Annotated in this window: 16 protein-coding genes and 1 pseudogene; 7 read left to right on the top strand and 10 right to left on the bottom strand. The window is 70.9% G+C overall.

Translation table 11 applies throughout. The features are described from left to right. Window positions 1-60: 60 nt before the first annotated feature. Window positions 61-1,461, bottom strand: coding sequence for an MFS transporter (locus ACFVYF_RS21845; protein ID WP_389457630.1), 1,401 nt, complete (start codon window positions 1,459-1,461; stop codon window positions 61-63). A gap of 102 nt (window positions 1,462-1,563) precedes the next feature. On the opposite strand from ACFVYF_RS21845, the pseudogene ACFVYF_RS21840 reads away from it, so the two are divergent. Both ACFVYF_RS21840 and ACFVYF_RS21835 read left to right on the top strand, forming a co-directional pair. Next, a pseudogene (locus ACFVYF_RS21840) lies at window positions 1,564-2,546 on the top strand (DUF5937 family protein). Window positions 2,547-2,671: 125 nt separating this feature from the next. Continuing rightward, window positions 2,672-3,667, top strand: coding sequence for a glycoside hydrolase family 6 protein (locus tag ACFVYF_RS21835; RefSeq protein ID WP_389457628.1), 996 nt, complete (start codon window positions 2,672-2,674; stop codon window positions 3,665-3,667). A 140-nt stretch (window positions 3,668-3,807) separates the two neighbouring features. Here ACFVYF_RS21835 and ACFVYF_RS21830 read toward each other — a convergent pair whose 3' ends face one another. The 4 genes from ACFVYF_RS21830 to ACFVYF_RS21815 form a co-directional block, all read right to left on the bottom strand. Beyond that, window positions 3,808-5,763 carry a galactose oxidase-like domain-containing protein gene (locus tag ACFVYF_RS21830; RefSeq protein WP_389457626.1) on the bottom strand — a complete coding sequence of 652 codons (1,956 nt, stop codon included), beginning with the start codon at window positions 5,761-5,763 and terminating at the stop codon, window positions 3,808-3,810. Window positions 5,764-5,766: 3 nt separating this feature from the next. Continuing rightward, window positions 5,767-7,551, bottom strand: a complete 1,785-nt coding sequence (locus ACFVYF_RS21825; RefSeq protein WP_389457624.1) for a glycosyltransferase family 2 protein — start codon at window positions 7,549-7,551, stop codon at window positions 5,767-5,769. 172 nt (window positions 7,552-7,723) lie between these two features. Beyond that, window positions 7,724-8,017: an MTH1187 family thiamine-binding protein gene (locus ACFVYF_RS21820; RefSeq protein ID WP_389457623.1), complete on the bottom strand. Its 294-nt coding sequence runs from the start codon at window positions 8,015-8,017 to the stop codon at window positions 7,724-7,726. After that, the gene (locus ACFVYF_RS21815) at window positions 8,014-8,361 is read right to left on the bottom strand and encodes a DUF3817 domain-containing protein (RefSeq protein ID WP_389457621.1); all 348 of its coding nucleotides are present in this window, start codon (window positions 8,359-8,361) and stop codon (window positions 8,014-8,016) included. The genes ACFVYF_RS21820 and ACFVYF_RS21815 overlap by 4 nt, the downstream gene beginning before the upstream one ends. A 183-nt stretch (window positions 8,362-8,544) precedes the next feature. On the opposite strand from ACFVYF_RS21815, the gene ACFVYF_RS21810 reads away from it, so the two are divergent. The 4 genes from ACFVYF_RS21810 (at window position 8,545) to ACFVYF_RS21795 (ending at window position 11,192) form a co-directional block, all read left to right on the top strand. Next, entirely contained in the window at window positions 8,545-9,177 is a 633-nt protein-coding gene (locus ACFVYF_RS21810; protein WP_389457694.1) for an AIM24 family protein, read from the top strand. Between the two features lies 1 nt (window position 9,178). Beyond that, the gene (locus ACFVYF_RS21805; RefSeq protein WP_389457619.1) at window positions 9,179-9,829 is read left to right on the top strand and encodes an AIM24 family protein; all 651 of its coding nucleotides are present in this window, start codon (window positions 9,179-9,181) and stop codon (window positions 9,827-9,829) included. Beyond that, the gene (locus ACFVYF_RS21800) at window positions 9,826-10,623 is read left to right on the top strand and encodes an AIM24 family protein (RefSeq protein ID WP_389457617.1); all 798 of its coding nucleotides are present in this window, start codon (window positions 9,826-9,828) and stop codon (window positions 10,621-10,623) included. The genes ACFVYF_RS21805 and ACFVYF_RS21800 overlap by 4 nt, the downstream gene beginning before the upstream one ends. A 92-nt stretch (window positions 10,624-10,715) precedes the next feature. Then, the gene (locus ACFVYF_RS21795; RefSeq protein ID WP_389457616.1) at window positions 10,716-11,192 is read left to right on the top strand and encodes a MarR family winged helix-turn-helix transcriptional regulator; all 477 of its coding nucleotides are present in this window, start codon (window positions 10,716-10,718) and stop codon (window positions 11,190-11,192) included. A 99-nt stretch (window positions 11,193-11,291) separates the two neighbouring features. Here ACFVYF_RS21795 and ACFVYF_RS21790 read toward each other — a convergent pair whose 3' ends face one another. Both ACFVYF_RS21790 and ACFVYF_RS21785 read right to left on the bottom strand, forming a co-directional pair. Then, window positions 11,292-12,695, bottom strand: coding sequence for an ATP-binding protein (locus ACFVYF_RS21790; protein WP_389457614.1), 1,404 nt, complete (start codon window positions 12,693-12,695; stop codon window positions 11,292-11,294). Beyond that, on the bottom strand, window positions 12,692-13,360 hold the full coding sequence (locus ACFVYF_RS21785) for a response regulator transcription factor (protein WP_389457613.1): 669 nt from the start codon (window positions 13,358-13,360) through the stop codon (window positions 12,692-12,694). The genes ACFVYF_RS21790 and ACFVYF_RS21785 overlap by 4 nt, the downstream gene beginning before the upstream one ends. 125 nt (window positions 13,361-13,485) lie before the next feature. Between ACFVYF_RS21785 and ACFVYF_RS21780 the strand changes: the two genes are divergently transcribed. Then, window positions 13,486-14,184, top strand: coding sequence for a PepSY domain-containing protein (locus tag ACFVYF_RS21780; protein WP_389457612.1), 699 nt, complete (start codon window positions 13,486-13,488; stop codon window positions 14,182-14,184). 104 nt (window positions 14,185-14,288) lie between these two features. Here ACFVYF_RS21780 and ACFVYF_RS21775 read toward each other — a convergent pair whose 3' ends face one another. The 3 genes from ACFVYF_RS21775 to ACFVYF_RS21765 form a co-directional block, all read right to left on the bottom strand. Next, window positions 14,289-15,710 carry an MFS transporter gene (locus ACFVYF_RS21775; RefSeq protein ID WP_389457611.1) on the bottom strand — a complete coding sequence of 474 codons (1,422 nt, stop codon included), beginning with the start codon at window positions 15,708-15,710 and terminating at the stop codon, window positions 14,289-14,291. A gap of 191 nt (window positions 15,711-15,901) precedes the next feature. Then, complete coding sequence (gene meaB / locus ACFVYF_RS21770) at window positions 15,902-16,873, bottom strand: methylmalonyl Co-A mutase-associated GTPase MeaB (protein ID WP_389457610.1); 972 nt, start codon at window positions 16,871-16,873, stop codon at window positions 15,902-15,904. Between the two features lie 79 nt (window positions 16,874-16,952). Then, entirely contained in the window at window positions 16,953-18,155 is a 1,203-nt protein-coding gene (locus ACFVYF_RS21765; protein ID WP_389457609.1) for an acetyl-CoA C-acetyltransferase, read from the bottom strand. Window positions 18,156-18,159: the final 4 nt, after the last annotated feature.

The raw sequence follows: 18,159 nt of genomic DNA, 5'->3' as shown, positions 1-18,159 counted from the left end.
ACCCTACCGGCCGGTCATATCGTGGTCAGCCCCGTCTCGCCTTTCGGTCGGCCGACACCACTACGTGGAGCTCTTCGCCCGGCGCCGCCACCAAAACGAACCGCCCCGCCCGCCCTCCGTACGGCGGGCCTCCACCGCCAGCAGGACACAGCACAACGTGCCCAGCGCACCGGCGCCCGCGACGGTGGCGGCCGGCCCGGCGAACTCCGCGGCGACCCCCGCCAGCGCCATCCCGACCCCCTGCAGGGTCATCAGCCCCGCCGTGTTGAGGGCCATCGCCCGCCCGCGCAGCTCTTCCGGCACCGCCCGCACGAACCACTGGTCAAGGCCCAGCGTGTACGCGGACCCGGCGCCGGCGAGCAGCAGCAGGAGCAGCGACCACACGAGGCCGGGGTGCAGGAGGTACCCCAGGTACGGGAGCAGGGTCACGCAGACCAGCGGCAGGGTGAGGCGGGTACGGGCGGCCGGTCGCAGCCGTGCGCCCGCGTACAGCTCCCCGGCGATGGTGCCGACGGGCAGCGCGCACATCAGCAGCCCCAGCCCCACCGATCCCGCGCCGAGCCGGTCCGCGTAGGGGGCGGCCAGCGCTTCGGGCGCCACGGCGAACATCGGCGGCACCCAGAAGAGCAGCAGCAGGACCCGTACGCGCCGGTTGGCGAGGACCTGCCGGGCACCCCGGAGGGATTCCCTCACCAGGGCCGCGCCGGTGTTCGCCCGCGCGGCGCGCCGTCTGGTGCCGAACCGCAGCAGCGCGGCGGAGGCGAGGAAGGTGACCACGGTGACCAGCAGCGCGTGGCGCGGTGACACCACGGCGAGCAGGACACCGCCGAGCCCGAACCCCACGAGCAGCGCGCTCTGCGAGACGATCCGCAGCAGCGAACGCCCGAGGACGAACAGGTCGCCGTCGCCGAGGACATCGGCGAGGGTCGCCATCCGCGCCCCCTGGAACACGGGCGAGACGACGGCGAGCGCACACCGCATGGCCAGCAGCACGGCGATGTGCGTTCCGGGTACGACCATGACGGCCACGCATCCCGCGCACACCAGGTCGCACAGAACCAGGACCCGCCGGGCGGGGAACCGGTCCGCGACCCCCGCGAGGAGGGTCCCGCCGATCAGGTACGGCAGGAAGCCCAGCGCGAACGTCAGCGCGCTCATCAGGGGCGAGCCGGTCAGGTCGTAGACGAGGACCGACAGGGAGATCTCGCTGACGACGAGGCCCAACAGGGAGAACGCGTGGGCGGCGAAGACGGCCCGGAACTCGCGTACGGCGAAGACGCGGCCGTACCCGGCGCGCTCGCCGGGCTCCTCGGCGTCCGGCTCCCCGCGGCCCGGTTCCCCGCGGCCTGGCTGCTCGGGGGTCGGTTCCCCGCGGGTCGGCTCGTCGGGGCCCGACTCCTTGCGGCTCCGCTCCTTGCGCTCGGGCACCGTCGTTGTGCCCTTCGATTCTGTTTCCGGCATGGGCAGCAGCGTGCGGGCGCGCGTGCTCGGGGACGTAGAGTTTCGGTGAGCGCCGAATCTTCCCGCCGCGTCTTCAGAGCCTTCAGACTCTTCGGGGGTGTGATGCCGTTCCATCTGCACTTCGGGGCCGACGACCTGCTGCGCTGCCGGTTCGCGGTGTCCCCGCTGTGGGAGACGCAGGAGGCGGTGCGCACGCTGGCCCGGCCCGAGCGGCACGGCTATCACGCGCACTGGCTCCGCCGGATCCGCACGGCGGCCGCCGGGCTCGAACTCACTCCGCTGTGGCTGCTGATGCCCCGGCGCGGCCACACCCCGGACTGGCTCGGCCCGCCGCCGATCGGCCCGGCCGCCGCCTTCGAGGAGGAGATCGCGGCCGTGCGCGCGGCCGATCCGGAGGCCGCCCGCGAGGACACCGCGCGGGCGCTCGCGGACACGCCCGGTGCCCTCGGCTCCCCGCTGGGCCGCGCTCTCCTGGCGGACCCGGAACGCATGATCGGAGATCTGGCGGACCTCATGGAGACCGCCTGGCACGCGCTCGTCGAACCGGACTGGCCGCGGCTGCGCGCCCTGCTGGAGGCGGATGTGGCCTTCCACTCGCGCCGGCTGGCCGAGGTAGGCCTCGGCGGACTCCTGCCGGAACTGGACCGGCGGTTCGTGTGGAACACCGGGACGCTCACCGTCGACGCCAGGACCTCCCACGAACGGGACCTCAGCGGTCAGGGCCTGGTCCTGATGCCGAGCGTCTTCTCCTGGCCGGACGTGGTCAGCGGCTTCGACCCGCCCTGGCAGCCGACCGTCGTCTACCCGGCCCGGGGCATCGGCGGACTCTGGGCCGAGCCGGCCGACCGGACCCCCGACGCGCTCGTACGTCTCCTGGGGCGCGGCCGGGCCGCCGTGCTCGCGGCGCTCGACGACCCGGCCACCACGACGGCGCTCGCCCACCGTCTGCGCCGTGCCCCGTCCTCCGTGTCCGAGCACCTCGCGGCGCTGCGCGGCGCGGCCTGCTCACCTCGCGCCGGTACGGGCACCAGGTGCTGTACGAGCGGACCCCGATGGGCATGGCGCTGACGTCGGGCGAGGGCTGACGGCGCTTCAGCCGGCTGATCGTCGCACCGGCCATCCGGCCATGTCGGTTCCCGGCCGATCAGTACTTTTATGTCACGATTGCCGATAAATCGTCACTGATAGTCACCTCGCCCAAGGGGGCAGCATGTCCCGGCTGATCCGTACCTTCGCGGCGCTGGCGTCGCTCGGGCTCGCGGCGGGCTGCTCGTCCGCACCCGGTGTCGACGAGGCCTCCGTCGCCCGCGGCCCGTCCCAGCAAGCGGCCTCCCCGTTCTGGGTCGACCCGGCCAGTCCGGCGGTCCAGCAGAGCCAGCTGTGGCGGCGGCAGGGCCGCACCCAGGACGCCGACCTGCTGAAGCGGATCGCCGAGCAGCCGGTCGCGCAGTGGCCATCGGGCGACGACCCCGGCTCCATGATCAGGGCGGCGACATCGGCGGCGACCCAGGAAGGACGTACGGCGCTCTTCGTCGCGTACGACATCCCGCACCGCGACTGCGGTCAGCACTCGGCGGGCGGGGCGGTGGACGCCGACGCCTACCGGCAGTGGATCGGGCGGTTCGCGGAGGCGCTCGGCGACAGCAAGGCGCTCGTCGTCCTCGAACCGGACGCGGTCGCGCACATCGTGGACGGCTGCACCCCGGGCGAGTACCACGAGGAGCGCGAGCAACTGCTGTCCGAGGCGATCGTCCGGCTGAAGCAGCAGCCCAACACCAAGGTGTACCTGGACGCGGGCAACCCCGCCTGGATCCAGGAGCCCTCGAAGCTGGTCGAGCCGCTCAGACGCGCGGGCGTCGAGCGCGCCGACGGCTTCTCCCTGAACGTCTCCAACTTCCAGACGGACGCGACGACGAAGACGTACGGCGTCCAGCTGTCGCAACAGCTCGACGGCAAGCACTTCGTGGTCGACACCAGCCGCAACGGCAACGGCCCGCTGCACGGCGACCGCAGCCAGGCCTGGTGCAACCCGCCCGGACGGGCCCTGGGGACCCGGCCGACGACCGAGACCGGCGAGGCCGCCCTCGACGCCTACCTGTGGATCAAGCGGCCCGGCGAGTCGGACGGTCAGTGCCGGGGCGGCCCGGCCGCCGGTCAGTGGTGGCCGGACTACGCCCTCGGGCTCGCTCGCAACACGAAGGCGTAGCCGGATCAAGTCCGGTGAGATCGGGTCCGGCCTGATCACAATCGGTCTGATCACAATCGGCCTGATCACAATCGGTCTGATCACGCTCTGCCGGATCGCGTTCGGCCGGATCGCGTTCGGCCGGATCGCGTTCGGCCCGGCTACTTCACCTGGATCCACTTCGCCTCGGACGACGTGCCGTCCTTGTCCGTCACGAAGAGCATGTACCAGCCGGGCGGGACGAGGCCCGGGTCCTTCGGCACGTCCACCGTCACCGAGTTCCCCTCCTTGGCCAGCCCCAGTTCGATGGACCGCTGCTCCACGTCCGTGGTGTGCGTGACCGCGCTGGGGCGCATCAGACGGGCCTTCACGATCCGGTCCGCGTGGTCGGTGGCGAAGGTCGCGCGGTGGTGCCTGTCGAGCTCCTCGGGCCCCTCGCCGAGGACCGGGCGGTTCTTGCCGCCGCGGTGGAGGGACGGCGGGGTGAAGATCTCCATGCGCTGCTCGAAGTGGCCCAGCTTGGTGTTCTGCTGGTCGTCGAAGAGCGGGTCGGAGCCGAAGGTGGCGACCCGGCCGTCGGGCAGCAGCAGCGCCTCGGAGTGGTAGTTGCGGCCCACCCGGGGCGAGGCGGCCTCGTGGAAGGCGTTGGACCTGGGGTCGTAGAACTGCGCCTTGAGGATGTTGCTGGAGCTGCGGCCCCGGTAGTCCTCCGAGCCGTTGGTGGTGAACACCGAGTCGTCCGGCATGATCACGCTGTTCAGATACCGCGTGCCCTGGGGGAGGTTGGGGCCGTCCTTGAAGGACGGGTTGTCCTTCGTCAGGTCCACCACGGCCGTGCGCGGGGTCGACCTCTTGGACTCGCCGACCCCTCCGCCGCCCAGGATCATCACCTTCTGGTCCTGGGCCGGGGGCAGCAGCAGGGAGGCCGAGGTCTCGGTCTCCTCCGCGTCCCGCAGCCCGGGCACCTTCTCGAACTTGTTGGTCTTCAGGTCCCACAGCCCGGCCTCGCGGCCCTGGTCGGCGGGCCCGTAACCGGCGTTGGACGCCGGGTAGAAGAGCTTGCCGCCCTTGGTGAGGAAGAGCGCGGGATAGGTCGGGAAGTAGCGCTTGGGGCCGGGGGTCCACTTCTTCTTCTTCGGGTCGTAGATCTCGTTGTCGCCCGGGTCGATCACCCCGACGTCATCGAGACCGGAGACCGCGAGCACCCGGCCGTCGTCGAGCCCGACGAGCGTCGGATACCAGCGCGCCTTGTCCATCGGGTCGACCGAGATGTACTTCTCCGCCTTCGGGTCGAACTCGTAGGCCGCCCTGATCCCCTGGAAGTCCTGCTTGTCCAGGGTGATCTTCTCGGAGAGCCCGTAGGTGTTGTCGGCGTCCTTGCCGCGCAGACCGACGATCTCGTACTGGGCCTGCTTGTCGGTGGCCGAGAGCGGGCCGTCCTCGGTGGCCTCGACGAAGACCCGGGCCTCGCTCGCGGTGACCTTGGTCTTCCAGGGCTGCATGACGCCCGCGCCGTTGTACGTGATCTGCTGGGTGCGCTTGGCCTTGGGGATCTTGACGTCGAACTTGCTGACGTACTCGACCCCGGCCGGTGAGCGGAAGCGGGTCCCCTTCTTCAGGACCATCGCCTTGTCGGGGTTCTCGTTCTTCACCCGCATACCGCCGCCGGCCCGCTGGACCTCGTCGCCCAGCCGCTCGTAGCGGGCGGTGCCGCCCGCCACCAGGAGCCTGCCGTCGGGGAGTTGGGCGTGCCCTGAGCAGAAGAAGTCGTCGGGGGTCGGGATCTTCTTGAAGGTGTCCGTCCTCGGATCCCACAGGATGGTGTCGAAGGACCCCTTGTCGAACTTCTTCACCTCGTTGCCCGAGCCCGCGACGATCAGCACCTTGCCGGTGTGCAGCAGGGCCGCGTGGATGGCGTTGGTGCGGAACTCCTTGGGGATGCCGAGCTGCGTCCAGGAGCCGTACTTCGCCTTGTACGCGGGCTGGGCGATCTTGTACTCGTAGTACTGCTTCTCGGCGAACCCGAGCGCCGCCGGGGCGTTGAGGCCCGCGAGCACGGCGATGCCTCCGATGCCAAGGACCGTCTTCTTGGTCTTCTGCGAGGGCTGGTAGGCCATGGCCTAGTTGCCTCCTGTCGTGGAACCGGAGACCGAGGTCGGGGTGCCGCCGGTGGCGAGCGCGGGTTCCTTGGCATCGGTGAGCCGCGCGGTCGAGCGCCGCGTCACGACGGCCCTGCGGTCCTTGAACCGGGTGGACAGCCACACCCCGACCGGGGCCAGGGAGATCGCCATGGCGAGGACGGCCCAGGTGCGCATGGCCGCGTGGGTGTGGTCCAGGACGAACGAGGCGACCAGCGAGACGCCGAGGAGCGTCGCCCAGAACAGATGGATACGGAAGGTCAGCGGCCGGTCGGGGCTGGCGTCGCCGCCCTTCGGGGTGACCACGAACCGGCAGGGCCTGCGGACCAGGGCGGACCCCAGCGACTTGAGGTAGATGGGAGCCGCCAGCGCCGACATCGCCATGCCCGCGAGGCCGCCGGATCCCTCCGGTTCGTGCGGGGAGACGTTGTGCCGCCGGTTCCAGAGGTACAGCCCGATCTGCAGGGCCGCGGCATCGCTGTACAGCATCAGCCAGACGGACGCGGCGACCTGGGTCCCGGACGCCCCGAACCAGAGGAACAGGACACAACTGAGGATGCCCAGCAGCCAGTTGACGGCCGTCATCGGGTAGTAGACGAGCATCATGGTGTACGAGAAGAGGCGGCCGGGAGGCATCGTGAACGGCGCCTTCCAGTACTGCTTGAACAGCGTCTCGTACGTGCCGCGCGACCAGCGCATCTGCTGAGTGAAGAAGTCCGTCCAGGAGGCGGGACCCTCCCCCACGGCGAGCACGTCCGGGGTGTAGACGGACCGCCAGTGACCGCCGGTCTTCGGGTTCTTGTGCCGGTGCAGCTCGAAACCGGTGGCCATGTCCTCGGTGATCGAGTCGTACAGGCCGCCGATCTGTTTCACGGCCGCGACGCGTACGACGTTGTTGGTGCCGACGAACATGGGGGCGCGGTAGCGGTTGCCGGCGCGCTGGATCAGCGCGTGGAACAGGAACTGCTGGGACTCGGCGGCCTTGGTGACGGGGCTGTCGTAGTTGCCGTAAACCTGCGGTCCGACGACGAACGCCACGTCCGGGTCCCGGAAGTAACCCATCATCCGTTCCAGGAAGTTGGGCAGCGGGACGTGGTCGGTGTCCACGGAGGCGAAGAAGTCGTACGCGTCGCCGTGCATCGCGATCCACGCGTTGTAGTTGCCGTGCTTGGTGCGTGCCTTGTGGACGCCCTTCTCGCGGTTCCACTCGGGCACACCGTGCCGGGTGAAGTGCCGGACGCCGAGTTCGGTGCAGAGCGCCTTGGCCTGTTCGTCGTCGCCTTCGTCGAGCAGCCAGACGTCGAGCGGGCCGGTGTGGGTGATCTTCACCGCGCCCTCGAGCGTGGCGCGAACCGTCGAGAGGGGTTCCTTGCCGGGCACGAACGTGGTCAGGAACGCGACGCGGGTGCCGGCCGCCGGGGTCACCGGGACGGGGTCCCGGGCCACCATCGTCGCGTGGGCGATGGATGCCACGTTGACGACCATGAACAGCTCGATCAGACCGATGGCTATGAGCATCGTGGTGTCGAGGCCGACGAGCCAGCGGGCGCCGCCCTCGCGTTCCACCCAGTGGGTGGGCCACACCAGATAGACCAGGAGCGCGCAGGTGAGCAGGGGCGCGAGGGTCATCAGCAGGGTCGCGCGTATTCGGTGCGGCTCTCGTGAGAGGAGCTTGGTGTACTGCACCCGGTAAGCCTTGACGGACGGCTCAGTCAGCGGTCCGGCGAGTCGGCTGTAGGTGTCGTAGTCGTAGCCCTCGGGCCGCACAGCGCCCTCCAGTGATTGAACAGGTCCGGTGATCGAACAAGCCGATACCCCTACACAAGTGGAGGTTTGGTGGCGTGTCGAACGGGGCGCGTCCGAAGGGGTAATCGGCCTCGCCGGACCGGACACGGCAAAACCCCGGCCCAGAAGGACCGGGGTTCGCCTGGCTGAGGGACTACGCGGACAGGTGGCGTTCCACCGTCTCCACCTTGGAGGTCAGACCGTCCGTCACACCGGGACGGATGTCGGCCTTGAGGACGACCGAGACCCGCGGCGCCCGCTCCTCGACCACGGCGACGGCACGCTTGACGACCGCCATCACCTCGTCCCACTCGCCCTCGATCGAGGTGAACATCGCGTCGGTGCGGTGGGGCAGCCCCGACTCGCGTACGACCCGCACGGCGTCGGCGACGTACTCCCCCACGTCCTCGCCGACACCCAGCGGCGTCACGGAGAAGGCGACGATCATGACGTCTCCACCACGCCCTCGCGGCGGGCGCGGGAGGCGATCACCGCGTCCTCGGACTCGCGCCGCAGCTTGCGCTCGGCGAAGAAGCCGCCGGTCGGCAGCACGGAGAGGACGAAGTAGAGGGCCGCGGTCTTCAGGGGCCACTTGGTGCGGTTCCAGGCGTCCGCCCAGAAGAGCACGTACAGGATGAAGAGGGCGGCGTGGATCAAACCCATGGGACGTACCGCGTCGAACTCCGTGGTCCGCTTCAGCACCGAGCAGACGAGGAGGATCAGGAAGGAGATGGCCTCGGGGGCCGAGACCAGGCGCAGGCGGCGGAGGGAGGTGGCGGTCTTTATGTCCACGGGTCACCTTCGGTGGGAGATTCGCTGCGGCGGGAACGCCGCCTTGTGAACGCAAGCACAAGCGTTCCGGCCATTGTGGCATCCGGGGCCCGGCCGATACCCCCTAGGGGTCCGATCAGGGTCGGGATCCACCCGTGGGCCCTGTTGGCGGCGGCGGCCGAGGGCTACCTTCGCAGCGTGGCAATGTTCCGACTCCAAGGCAGCAAGGTGCTGGCCGTAGACGTGACCGGCGACGCCGTGAAGGCGAAGAACGGCTCGATGGTCGCGTACGACGGGCAGATGGCCTTCAAGAAGCTCAGCGGCGGCGGCGAGGGTGTCCGGGGCATGGTCACCCGGCGCCTCACCGGCGAGCAGATGACCATGATGGAGGTGAGGGGCCAGGGGACCTGCTGGTTCGCCGACCGGGCCTCCGAGATCAACCTCGTGAGTCTCCAGGGGGACAAGCTGTACGTGGAGTCGAGCAATCTGCTCGCGACGGACGCGGGCCTGCGCACGGGCACGTCCTTCACCGGCCTCCGCGGCGCCTCCCAGGGCAACGGACTGTTCACGACCACCGTCGAGGGCCACGGCCAGGCGGCGATCATGTCCGACGGCCCGGCGGTGGTGCTGCGCGTCAGCTCCCAGTTCCCGCTGACGGTCGACCCGGGCGCGTACATCGCCCACCAGGGCAACGTCCGGCAGTCCTTCCAGTCCGGTGTGACGTTCCGCACGTTCATGGGCGAGGGCGGCGGCGAGGCCTTCCAGATCCGCTTCGAGGGCGACGGCCTGGTCTACGTCCAGCCCAGTGAGCGCAACACGATCGCCGGGGATGTGTGACATGCCCTTCCGTGAGATCAACTCGAAGATGATCGAGGCGACCGTCGGCCCGGGCCAGCGGCTGTTCAGCCAGCGCGGCGCGATGCTCGCCTACAAGGGCGAGGTCTCCTTCACCCCCAACATCCAGGGCGGCCAGGGCGGTGTGATGTCGATGCTCGGCCGCCGGATGGCCAACGAGGCGACGCCCCTGATGACCGTCGAGGGTTCCGGCACCGTGTTCTTCGGGCACGGCGGCCACCACATCGAGGTCATCAACCTCACCGGCGACACCCTGTACGTGGAGGCGGACCGCCTGCTCGCCTTCGACGGCACCCTCCAGCAGGGCACGATGTTCATGGGCTCGCAGGGCGGGGTGATGGGCATGGTGCGCGGCCAGGTGAGCGGCCAGGGCCTGTTCACGACGACCCTGAAGGGTCATGGCGCGGTCGCGGTCATGGCGCACGGCGGGGTGATCGAGGTCCCGATCACCCCCCAGCGTCCGGTCCACGTCGACCCGCAGGCGTACGTGGCGCACCACGGCGACGTACGCAACAAGCTGTCCACGGCGCTCGGCTGGCGCGACATGGTGGGCCGCGGCTCGGGCGAGGCGTTCCAGCTGGAGCTGAGCGGCAGTGGTGCGGTGTACGTCCAGGCCTCGGAGGAGAAGCTGTGAGCGCGTACGGGGCCGCCGGCCCGGTCATCCTCGACCCGACGACCCTGCCGGTCGACGACAACGTGAACAAGTACACCTTCTGCGTGGAGCTCAAGGGGAGCCAGTGGTTCCTGCAGAAGGGCAAGATGATCGCCTACTACGGCTCGATGGAGTTCAACGGCATCGGGTACGGCCGTCTCGACCGTCTGGTGCGTACGTCGTTCCATTCGCCTCTGCACGCGAGCGACTGGGTGGTGGCCGAGGGCTCGGGCAAGATGCTCCTCGCTGACCGGGCCTTCGATGTGAATTCGTACGACCTGGACGAAGGCAATCTGACCATTCGCTCGGGCAACCTGCTCGCTTTTCAGCCAAGTCTCGCGCTGAAGCAGTCGATCGTCCCGGGCTTTCTGACGCTGATCGGAACGGGCAAGTTCGTGGCCGCGTCGAGCGGCCCGGTGGTGTTCATGGAACCGCCGATCCGGGTGGACCCCCAGGCGCTGGTCGGCTGGGCCGACTGCCCCTCCCCCTGCCATCACTACGACCACGGGTACATGACGGGCGTCATGGGCGGTCTACGTGCGATGACAGGCATCGGCGGGGCCTCCGGGGAGGAGCACCAGTTCGAGTTCGTGGGGGCGGGCACGGTGCTGCTCCAGTCGTCCGAGGCCCTGATGCCGGAGCAGGCCACGGGAGCGGTCCCGCAGCAGGCCGGCGTCCCGGGTGGCGGTGGGGTGCCCGGTCAGCACGGGCAGCAAGCCGGCGCACCGCGCCTTCCCGGACAGCTGGGGGACCTCCAGCGTCGCTTCGGGCTGTGAGCGGTAGTCTGCGGAGTGTGACGTCGAACGCGTGCGCGTAGTCACACCACCCTCACTAGTTCGCCTTTCAACCTTTTAGGTAGACTTCATTCATGGAGACCGAGACGGCCACGCGCTGGCTGACCGATGCGGAGCAGTGCGCCTGGCGCACCCACCTGGAGGTCAACAGGCTGTTGACGTATCAACTCGAAAAGGACCTTCAGCCGTTCGGACTGACAATGAACGACTACGAGATCCTGGTGAATCTCTCCGAGTCGGAGGACGTACGGATGCGGATGAGCGACCTCGCGTCCGCCACCCTCCAGTCCAAGAGCCGCCTCTCCCACCAGATCACCCGCATGGAGAACGCGAACCTGGTACGCCGTGAGAACTGCGAGTCCGACCGGCGGGGACTGTACGCCGTGCTCACCGAGCACGGTCTCGACACGATGCAGAAGGTCGCCCCGCACCATGTGGCGTCCGTCCGCCGGCACTTCATCGACCTGCTCTCCCCGGAGGCGCTCAACGACCTGCACAAGTCGCTGACGCCGATCGCTGAGCATCTGCGGGGACACCGGGGCCGCCCCTAGCGGCCGGCCCCTCGGCCTTTGCGGTGGATCATGCGGTTCGGCCCGCGTTGTGGGACCGGCCCGCATGATCCGCTGTACGGGGCCCAGGGCGGACACGCCCTAGGGGACCGGAAGCCTGAGTTCGAAGAGGGCGCCGCCTTCCGGCGCCTCGCGGACGGTGAGTGTGCCGCCGTGCCGCAGCGCGACATCGCGGGCGATGGCGAGGCCGAGTCCGGCCCCGCCGTCGTCCCGGCTGCGGGCGTCGTCCAGCCGTACGAACCGTTCGAAGATCCGCTCCCGCTCGTCCGGCGGTACGCCCGCTCCGTCGTCGGCGACGCCCAGCACCGCCCAGCCGTCCTCCGCGCGCAGGGTGACCGCGACCCGGCTTCGCGCATGCCGGTGCGCGTTGTCCAGCAGATTCGCCAGTACCCGCGCGAGCTGCCCCCGGGACCCGGCCACCTCCACGGACTCGGCCGTCACGGTGACGCCGGTCCGCTGGGCCGTCTCCTCCCGGACGAGCGCGCCCAGATCGAACCGCGCCTCCCCGGGCCCCTCCCCCGCGTCCAGCCGTGCCAGCAGCAGCAGATCGGCGGCCAGCCGCTGCAGCCGTACGGTGTCCTCGACGGCTCCCCCGACATCCAGCAACCCGGGGTGTGCGGCGCCCACTTCGAGCTGGGTGCGCAGGGACGCGATGGGGCTGCGCAGTTCGTGCGAGGCGTCGGCGACGAACCGCCGCTGCCGTTCCACGGACGCCTCCAGCGCGGCCAGTGTCTCGTTGGTGGTCCGGGCCAGCCGGGCGACCTCGTCGTGCGCGTCCGGCACCGGCACGCGTCGCGCGAGATCCTCCGAGGCCGTGATCGCCGCCATCTCGCGCCGGATGCCCTCGACGGGCCGCAGCGCCCGCCGGGTGACCAGCCAGGTCACCCCCGCCACCACCACCAGCAGCAGCGGCAGGCCGATCAGCATCACGGTCAACGCGGTGCGTACGGCGCTCTGTTCGGCCGCCAGGGGCGCGCCTGCGTACACCGTGAGCGTGCCCTTGTCCCGGACGCTCACCTCCACGGCGGCGAAACGGTAGTCCGCCGTGTCCCCGTCGATCGTGGCGGACCCGTCGCTGAAGTCCACTTCCTCGCCGATCGCGCCGGTCCGGAGCGCGTCGTCGTCCCCGTCGTCGTCATCGTCGTCGCCCCGGCCGGGCTGCGCGGGCTGCACCCGCACCGCGTCCGTGCCCGTGCCGCTGATCCGCTCCAGGTCCTTGCTCGCCGCGACCAGCCGCTTCGAACCGTCCACGATCTGGACGGGCTGGTCGTCGTTGTCGAGCGACAGCCGGTCGTAGCCGGCCCCACCGGACAGCTGGGTGGCCACCGCGCGCGCGGTCCGCTCCGCCTGCGTACCCGCCTGTCCGCTCAGGTTGGACCACAGCGACAGCAGTACGGCGGTGCCGGCGGCGACCAGCGCGATGGCGACGACGACGGTCGCGCCGAGGGTGGCCCTGGCCCGTACCGACCCGAAGAGGCGTCTCATTCCGCCGCCGCCTCCAGCCGGTATCCGGCGCCGCGCACGGTACGGATCAGCGTGGCCCCGAGCTTGCGGCGCAGCGTGCTCACGTACACCTCGACGATGTTCGGATCCCCGTCGTACGCGAAGTCCCAGACGTGCTCCAGGATGTCGGCCTTGGAGACGACCTCCCCGGCGCGCACGACCAGCTGCTCCAGCACGGCGAACTCCTTTGCCGTGAGGGTGACTTCGTCCTCGGCGCGGAAGACGCGCCGGGCGGCCGTGTCGACCTTCAGATCGCCCACGACCCGCACGGGCGAGCCCCCGGCCTGGCCGCCCCGCCGGAGCAGCGCCTTCACCCGCGCCACCAGCACCACGTACGAGAACGGCTTGGTCAGATAGTCGTCGGCGCCAGTGTCGAGCCCCTCGGCCTCGTCGTACTCGCCGTCCTTGGCGGTGAGCATCAGGATCGGCACCTGGTGGCCGGCGGCGCGCAGGGCGGCACAGATCCGGTAGCCGTTCATGCCGGGCAGCATGATGTCGAGGATCACGAGGTCGTACACCCCCTCACCGGCGCGGTGCAGGCCGTCGATCCCGTCGTGGACGACGTCCACGGCGAACCCCTCGGCCGTCAGGCCCCTGGCGAGCGACAGGGCCAGCCGCTTCTCGTCCTCCACGATCAACAGGCGCATGGGGCCAAGGGTCCCAAACGGAACCTGAAGAAGGCTTCAGGCGGCTTCAGGTCCGCTTCAGCGTCGCCCCGGCAGATTGGAACCCGTCGAACAACGTCGTAGCAGCAGAATCCGGGAGGAACCTCATGAAGCGCAACATCGTCATCGCCGGCGTCACAGCCGCGGCCCTGGTCGGCGGCAGCGCCGCGACAGCCCTGGCGACCACCGTGGACGGCGGGACGCCGACGCGGCAGTCGAGCGGGCCGGCGAACGGCGCCGCTCAGAGCATTTCCGTGCGGGATGACGACGGCGCCCGTGACGACGACGGCACGCGGGACGACGACGCCGCGCAGGTGAAGTCCGCGAAGGTGAGCGCCGCCGACGCCATCACCGCCGCGCTGAACAGCACGCCGGGCACCGCGGTGTCGGCCGACCTGGACGACGACGACAAGGGCGCCGTGGCGTGGGAGGTCGACGTCCTCGGCAAGGGCGACACCTGGCACAGCGTCCGCGTCGACCCCGGCACGGGCAAGGTCCTCGGCTCCCACACCGAGCACGAGGACGACACCGCCGAGGTGCGGGCCGCGCTGAAGGGCACGTCCACCTCGGCGGCACAGGCCGCTCGGGCGGCCGCCGCCAAGGGCACGGTCACCTCGATCGACCTGGACGAGGACGGCGGGACCCACGCCTGGGAGGCGGAGACCCGCTCGTCCGACGGTACGGAGCACGAGTGGCGGGTCGGCCTGGACAAGACCGACGTCACCGCGGACCGGACCTCGGACGACACGGGATCGGACGACTCGGGTTCCGACGCCACGGGTTCGGACCACTCGGACGACGACTGACCCGGATGCCTCGGACACCTCGGACACCTCGGACACCTCGGACAAGGACTGAGCCCGGACGACTCACACCACTCGGCGACTCGGGCGACTGAACCCGGAGCACATCAGCCGGCGGACCGCGCGGCCTCCTCGACAGGAGTGCCGCGCTTCGCCGTGTCACGGCGGGCGGGGTCGGTCCGGTCGTCCTCTTCAGTCCGGTCGGTCCGGTCGGCCCCGTCGACCCCGTCGGCCCCGTCGACCCCGTCGACCCCGTCGGCCCCGTCGGCCCCGTCGGCCCGGTCGACCCCGTCGCCCTGCGCGCCCCGGTCGTCCCGTGCCGGGCCGCGTACGGCGCCGCCCCGGGCCGAGGCGGCGGCCGCCAGCAGGGCGATCGCGCCCGCGGCACCGAAGCACAGCGCGAGGGGCAGCCGCCCCACCAGCAGTCCCACGGCCGCCGCGCCACCCGCACTGCCCGCGTTCACCGCGGTGTTGACCCAGGCCCCGGCCTGGGTGCGGAAGCCGGGCGGTGCGGACTCGTCGGCGATCAGGTACGCCGTGGTCAGCGCCGGAGCGACGAAGAACCCGGCGCAGGCCACCGCGACCGTGAGGGTGACCAGACCCGGGGCGAGTCCGGCGGCGGTCAGGGCGAGGCCGAGACCGACGGACATCCAGGGGAGCCTGGCGCGCGCCGGGCCACGCCAGTCGACCGCGCCGTTCAGGAGGCCGCCGAGCGCGCTGCCCGCGGACAGCGCGGCGAGGACCCAGGCCACGACGGCGTCGCCGTGGTGGCGCTCCTCGGCGAACGCCATCACCAGCAGATCGACGGCGCCAAGGGACAGGCCGACGCCCGCCGTCACGACAACGGGCTGCAGGAGCGCGCGGCCGGCCCGCCCGCGCCCTTCGGCGCGCGCCCGCTTCACCCGGCCCGGCGCCGGGCGCACCCGGCCGGCCAACGGGGACGTCACGAAGGCGACGGCTCCCGTCCCCACGAGCAGGGCGCTCAGGGCGACCCCGGCTGCGGGAGGCGCGAACTGCATCAGACCGCCGACGATCAACGGCCCGGAGACGAACAGCACTTCTTCGGCGACACCGTCGAGGCTGTACGCGCGCTGCAACAGCCGCCGGTCGTCGATGACTTCACCCCAGACGGCCCGCATGGTGGGGCCCAGCGGAGGTGTGCAGGCGCCCGCCGCGACAGCCACGCCGGCGATCATCGCGACGGGGGCGCCGGGCCGCCAGGTGACCACGGCCAGCACGCCGAGCAGCCCCGCGTACACCGAGGCCATCGGGATCAGGGACCTGCGGGGGCCGTACCGGTCGACGAGGGCCGCTCTCGCCGGTGACAGGAAGACGCTCATGGCGCCGAAGAGGGCCAGCACCGTGCCGGCCACGGCGTACGACCCGGTCGCGCGGGATACGGCCAGCATCACGGAGAGCGAGACCATGCCGTACGACAGACGGCCCACCAGGGCCGCGGTGAACGTTCTGCGGGCATGGGGGACGCGAAGGAGCGCGGCATACGTGGGCCGCGAAGAAGACGCAGACATGCGAAAGTTCCTCGGTCGAGGCGGAAGGGGGACGCCTGGTCGCCACGACTGCCGCAGCCGTGTGCTGCGAGGCTGTCGCGGGTCCGGGCGGGCCCTATGCCAAGAGAAGGAACATGCCCTCAACGTAACAGCGCCCCGGCCGAGTTGACCAGGGGTCGACTCAGTGGGCCAGGGGCCGGCCAGGACAGGTCCTAAGGGGCGTCGCCCTCCGCCTCGGTGAGCCCCGCCACCAGCTCGTCCGCCGCACCGTAGGGGTCCAGCTGCCCGGACACGATCCGTTCGGCCAGCGCGCTGAGCCGCCGGTCGCCGTGCAGGTCCCCGATCCGCTCCCGCAGCGCCGTGACCGCGATCGTCTCGACCTCCCGGGCGGCGCGCGCGAGCCGCCGCTCGGCCAGCACCCCCCGCTCCTCCATCCACGCGCGGTGCTTCTCCAGCGCCTCGACGACCTCGTCGATGCCCTCGCTCCGCGCAGCGACCGTCTTCACGATCGGCGGCCGCCAGTCCCCCGGCCCCCGGGACTCCCCGAGTCCGAGCATGTGGTTCAGCTCGCGGGCCGTCGCGTCGGCCCCGTCACGGTCGGCCTTGTTCACGACGTACACGTCACCGATCTCCAGGATCCCGGCCTTCGCCGCCTGGATGCCGTCGCCCATGCCGGGGGCCAGCAGCACCACGGACGTATCGGCCTGGGAGGCGATCTCGACCTCCGACTGCCCGACGCCCACGGTCTCGACGAGCACCACGTCGCACCCGGCCGCGTCCAGCACCCGGATCGCCTGGGGAGCGGACCAGGCAAGGCCGCCCAGGTGCCCGCGCGTCGCCATCGAGCGGATGTACACCCCGGGATCCGACGCGTGCTCGGACATCCGGACCCGGTCACCGAGCAGCGCGCCTCCGGAGAACGGCGACGAGGGGTCCACCGCCAGCACTCCGACCCGCCTGCCCTGCCGCCGGTAGGCGGTCACCAGCGCGGACGTGGACGTCGACTTGCCGACACCGGGCGACCCGGTCAGTCCGACCACGTACGCGTTCCCGGCGAGCGGGGCGAGCGCCGCCATGACCTCACGAAGCTGCGGGGACGCCCCCTCGACCAGGGAGATCAGCCGGGCCACCGCCCTCGGCCGCCCTTCCCTGGCCTGGGCCACCAGCGAGGAGACGTCCTGCATCACAGCTCCGTTCAGAGTCGTACGAGGTCGGACCTGGGTCCGACGGAAGAGGCCGGACCGGTCGGGAAGGACCGGCCGCTCAGCCCTTGGGTACCCGCACGATCAGCGCGTCACCCTGACCACCGCCGCCGCACAGCGCGGCCGCGCCCACGCCACCGCCGCGCCGCTTCAGCTCAAGGGCGAGGTGCAGTACGAGGCGCGCCCCGGACATCCCGATCGGGTGACCCAGGGCGATGGCGCCGCCGTTGACGTTCACCTTTTCCGAGGACACCCCGAGGTCCTTTATTGACTGCACCGCGACGGCCGCGAACGCTTCGTTGATCTCGATCAGGTCGAGGTCCTCGACCGCCAGCCCTTCCTTCTTCAGGGCGTGCTGGATCGCGTTGGAGGGCTGCGACTGCAGCGAGTTGTCCGGCCCGGCGACATTTCCGTGGGCGCCGATCTCGGCGATCCACTCCAGCCCCAGCTCCAGGGCCTTCGCCTTGCTCATGACGACGACGGCGGCCGCGCCGTCGGAGATCTGCGAAGACGTACCCGCGGTGATCGTGCCGTCCTTGGTGAAGGCGGGCCGCAGCTTGCCCAGCGACTCGGCGGTGGTCTCGCCGCGGATGCCCTCGTCCTGGCTGAACACCACGGCCTCACCGCGTCGCTGCGGAATCTCGACGGGCGTGATCTCGGCCTCGAAGATGCCGTTCTTCTGGGCGGCCGCCGCCCGCTGGTGCGACCGGGCCGCCACCTCGTCCTGCTCGGGACGGGCGATCCCGAGCTTCGAGTTGTGCTTCTCCGTCGACTCGCCCATGGCGATGCCCTCGAAGGCGTCGGTCAGCCCGTCGTACGCCATCGCGTCGAGCATCTCGACCGCGCCGTACTTGTAGCCCTCGCGGGACTTCGGCAGCAGGTGCGGCGCGTTGGTCATGGACTCCTGGCCGCCGGCGACGATCACCTCGAATTCGCCGGCGCGAATGAGCTGGTCCGCGAGCGCGATCGCGTCGAGACCCGACAGACACACCTTGTTGACGGTGAGCGCCGGGACGCTCATCGGGATGCCCGCCTTGACCGCGGCCTGGCGTGCCGGGATCTGCCCTGCCCCGGCCTGGAGCACCTGGCCCATGATCACGTACTGCACCTGGTCGCCGCCGATCCCCGCACGGTCGAGGGCGGCCCTGATCGCGAAGCCGCCGAGGTCGGCCCCGGAGAAGGACTTCAGCGAGCCCAGCAACCGTCCCATGGGCGTCCGGGCGCCCGCGACGATCACGGAGGTCGTGCTGTTCGTTCCAGACATGAGG

Source organism: Streptomyces sp. NPDC058274 (assembly GCF_042881375.1).
Classification (GTDB): domain Bacteria; phylum Actinomycetota; class Actinomycetes; order Streptomycetales; family Streptomycetaceae; genus Streptomyces.
The sequence above is the reverse complement of the archived record's forward strand: the minus strand, read 5'-3'. Positions and strand labels throughout refer to the sequence as shown.

Excerpts from the sequence above, each read along its gene's own strand:
- ACFVYF_RS21845 (WP_389457630.1), bottom strand. The coding sequence starts at position 1,461 with ATGCCGGAAACAGAATCGAAGGGCACAACGACGGTGCCCGAGCGCAAG.
- ACFVYF_RS21835 (WP_389457628.1), top strand. The coding sequence starts at position 2,672 with ATGTCCCGGCTGATCCGTACCTTCGCGGCGCTGGCGTCGCTCGGGCTC.
- ACFVYF_RS21830 (WP_389457626.1), bottom strand. The coding sequence starts at position 5,763 with ATGGCCTACCAGCCCTCGCAGAAGACCAAGAAGACGGTCCTTGGCATC.
- ACFVYF_RS21820 (WP_389457623.1), bottom strand. The coding sequence starts at position 8,017 with ATGATCGTCGCCTTCTCCGTGACGCCGCTGGGTGTCGGCGAGGACGTG.
- ACFVYF_RS21810 (WP_389457694.1), top strand. The coding sequence starts at position 8,545 with ATGTTCCGACTCCAAGGCAGCAAGGTGCTGGCCGTAGACGTGACCGGC.
- ACFVYF_RS21805 (WP_389457619.1), top strand. The coding sequence starts at position 9,179 with ATGCCCTTCCGTGAGATCAACTCGAAGATGATCGAGGCGACCGTCGGC.
- ACFVYF_RS21795 (WP_389457616.1), top strand. The coding sequence starts at position 10,716 with ATGGAGACCGAGACGGCCACGCGCTGGCTGACCGATGCGGAGCAGTGC.
- ACFVYF_RS21790 (WP_389457614.1), bottom strand. The coding sequence starts at position 12,695 with ATGAGACGCCTCTTCGGGTCGGTACGGGCCAGGGCCACCCTCGGCGCG.
- ACFVYF_RS21785 (WP_389457613.1), bottom strand. The coding sequence starts at position 13,360 with ATGCGCCTGTTGATCGTGGAGGACGAGAAGCGGCTGGCCCTGTCGCTC.
- ACFVYF_RS21780 (WP_389457612.1), top strand. The coding sequence starts at position 13,486 with ATGAAGCGCAACATCGTCATCGCCGGCGTCACAGCCGCGGCCCTGGTC.
- ACFVYF_RS21775 (WP_389457611.1), bottom strand. The coding sequence starts at position 15,710 with ATGTCTGCGTCTTCTTCGCGGCCCACGTATGCCGCGCTCCTTCGCGTC.
- meaB (WP_389457610.1), bottom strand. The coding sequence starts at position 16,873 with ATGCAGGACGTCTCCTCGCTGGTGGCCCAGGCCAGGGAAGGGCGGCCG.
- ACFVYF_RS21765 (WP_389457609.1), bottom strand. The coding sequence starts at position 18,155 with ATGTCTGGAACGAACAGCACGACCTCCGTGATCGTCGCGGGCGCCCGG.